Genomic DNA, 3,015 nt, shown 5'->3' with positions numbered 1-3,015 from the left:
AAATGAGCCAAACAAACAATAACACAGAAATCAAAGAGCAAGACACTCAAGATGAAATCATTTGGGAAGGAAAAAAAGATATACCTTCGTTTTTGCTTTATTGGATAATATATATTGTGCTTTTATGTTTTATGCTTTATTTGCTTCCTAGGGCATTTGACAATACTAAGGATTTTAAATGGTTTATGGTTTTTATTATGTTTCTTGTAACGGTATATGCACTTGCACAAGAGATCTATAAAACGGCAAATATTAAAAGAATTTATATCACAAAAGAAAAACTTGTGATTAAGTATTATATCAAAAATGATTTGGTTTTTCCTTTAGGAACTTTTTTTGTGTATTATCGTCACGTGTCATTTGTGCTTACTCCAGGAGATATAGTGATATACACCTTCGGAGATAAGGTCAAAGAATACCTTGAACCTGGTTTATTCAGTGATGGCGATGATCCAACAAAAGGTTGTTTTGGAAGAATTAATGCCATTATAAAGCCTCATGTAATGCCTTATTTATTAAGCTTAGGTGATGAAGAATTTGAAAAAATTATTTCACATGTAAGCGGTTATAACAAAATTAATACCACTTTCCTTAAAGAAGCAATGGAACTCAGAAAAGAGAAAAAGGATAGAGAATTTGGAGAATAAAAAATGCAAAGATGAAATTATTTGGAAATTGCGGTATAAAAACACGCCATTACTTGTATTATGGACTATCATTTTATGGAGTTTTAGGATTGGTGTGTTATGTGGGTTTATTTGGATTTTTTATATAGCAATTAAAAAGCTATATCAAGCTTTTGATAAAGGGATTTGGGATATAGTATTATTCGGTATAATAAGCCTTATATTTATGGTTGTTATGTTTGGTTATCTTATGGAAATTTTGCGGACACTCAACACAAAAGAAATTTATGCCACAAATAAAGACCTTATTGTAAAGAAATTTGTCGGCAAAGATAAAATTTTTGAGATTGGAAGTTTTTATTTTTGTTATTTTTCACACACATTTACTGCTATTTATGCCGATAGCGTAACCATATCTAAATTTGGCGAGGAAATTTATAATGCATATTCGTTTTTAGATCCACTCAGAAGCAATAATATCCAAGAATTATATGCAATAATAAAACCCCAAACGCAAGAATATTTAAGCAAAATTGATTTGAAAAACTATGAATTTTTTAAGAGTAGGCATAGCAAAATCTCACCACGATTTGATTTGGATTTTTTAAAAATTGAGGAATTGAGGAAAATACAAAATGACAAATGAAAATATATACTCTAGCTTACAAGTAGTATTAGACTCTAATGTATCACAATTAAAAACACAATCACAAGAAAAAGATTTTGGAGTAGCGGGACAGATATTTTCAAATTCAGTCGGTGCTGCTGGTGCTTATAGTCAAGAAAAAATCAAAGTTTTATTTGATACAAGTGACAAATTAGGCAAGCAAGTTGGCTCTCGACTTATAAAAGTTAATTTTGGAATCTTTAATATTCTTTATAAAAAACTAGAACAAAAATCCAATGAAAAAATAGCAAAAGAACTTTTAATAGAGGGGGCAACAGGGTATGTAGTTACTAAAAGTGTAGCAACAAGTTTTGCTATCAAGCAAGTAGCAAAAGAGACAGGCAAAAAGATAACTATTAGAACAGGAGTAGGTATAATTGGTAGAGTCTTTACAGGAATTGGAATAGGAGCTATTGCCGGATCAGAAATTCCTATTGTTGGAACAATCATTGGTGCTGTTGTTGGAGGAATTGCAGCAGGTTTTTTTAATGACTTAATTTTTGGCGATGAAGATGAGGAATTAAAAAAACAAGAAGCCAAAGAGAAATATTTAGAGGAAAAATTAGATGAAAAAATGCACAAAATCATCAATTATCTCATCACTCATCAATATATAGAATTAAGAGTGTTAAATGAAGATGAAGCAGAAAAGCTTTGTAAAGAAATAAGTGATATTAATAGTGCTTATTTTAAAACCATTCTTTTGATGCTAAGTTTTCCTTATTATTTAGATAAAGATGAGCAAAGTTATAAAAAAGCTCAAGAAAAAAATCCAACTATAATCAGAATACAACCCATAGCTAATACCTTAAATATAAAAATAGAAATCAATGAATGCTTTCTTGCTAAGAATGGAGAAGCTTTAAAAAATAAGGAAATTTATGTTTATAATCATCGCTTTAATAGAGTGGTGGCAAAGGCTATGAGTGATGATGAGGGTAAAATAGTATTTGAAAATGTTTATGTGGGTAAAGAGAGCACTATAGATAAAATAAGCTTTATTATAGACAGAGAAAATTTCAATGAAGACAATTTTTATGAAAGTGTTTTAAAATACGCTCCAATGTTTAATATACAAAAAAAGCATAAACAAAAAGGGCAAGCTTTTATTGATAAAATGTTTTTTAGTTTCACTTATGCACAAGGAATAATGCAAGATAATGAGGTGTTAAAACTAGAAGCTTTGAAAAATAATTTTAATATCGTTTTTGATTATGAGGTAAGAAAACAAGAAGAATCCTATAAAAATTATATCATTTTATCTTATTTGGTTTTTGATGTTAAAGAAGATATAGAAGAATATATACGCCATACTACTATAGAAAATAGAGCTTTTCGTGGATTAGAATTGTTAGGTCGTGGATGGAAAAATCAATACAGCATCAAAGACGAGTGGAGAGATAAGGGTGTGGTATTTTTTGCTTATTTTAATTCTCAAAAATTTACCCCTTATAAAAAAATGGCTTTTATTGACAAGCCTATAGTTATTTTAGATATAGAAAAATTTGATAAAGAAGATATATTAAAAGATATAAAATTCCATTTTAAAACTCTTACTAAAGCCTATAAAATTTTTGTAATAGATTTAGATGCTAATACTCAAATACAAGAAAAAAAATCCATTGTCAATAATATAAAAAAGAATACCCAAAACTTAGAACTGCTTTATCTGCAACTTAAACTTTTTGATGATAAAGATGCTAATAAATGCAAGGTGCAATA

General features: G+C 28.7%; 3 protein-coding genes. All 3 read left to right on the top strand.

Going from position 1 to position 3,015, the window contains the following annotated elements; genetic code table 11:
• The first annotated feature begins 185 nt into the window (after positions 1-185).
• Positions 186-647 carry a hypothetical protein gene (locus AJ932_RS02040; protein WP_070243435.1) on the top strand — a complete coding sequence of 154 codons (462 nt, stop codon included), beginning with the start codon at positions 186-188 and terminating at the stop codon, positions 645-647.
• Positions 637-1,272, top strand: a complete 636-nt coding sequence (locus tag AJ932_RS02035) for a hypothetical protein (RefSeq protein ID WP_070278275.1) — start codon at positions 637-639, stop codon at positions 1,270-1,272. Before AJ932_RS02040 ends, AJ932_RS02035 begins: the two co-directional genes overlap by 11 nt.
• The coding region (locus tag AJ932_RS02030; protein WP_070278273.1) for a hypothetical protein at positions 1,262-3,015 on the top strand (1,754 nt) is incomplete at its 3' end. The genes AJ932_RS02035 and AJ932_RS02030, both read left to right, overlap by 11 nt.

This window comes from Campylobacter sp. BCW_6873 (genome assembly GCF_001762365.1).
Lineage (GTDB): Bacteria > Campylobacterota > Campylobacteria > Campylobacterales > Campylobacteraceae > Campylobacter_D > Campylobacter_D jejuni.
The sequence above is the reverse complement of the archived record's forward strand: the minus strand, read 5'-3'. Positions and strand labels throughout refer to the sequence as shown.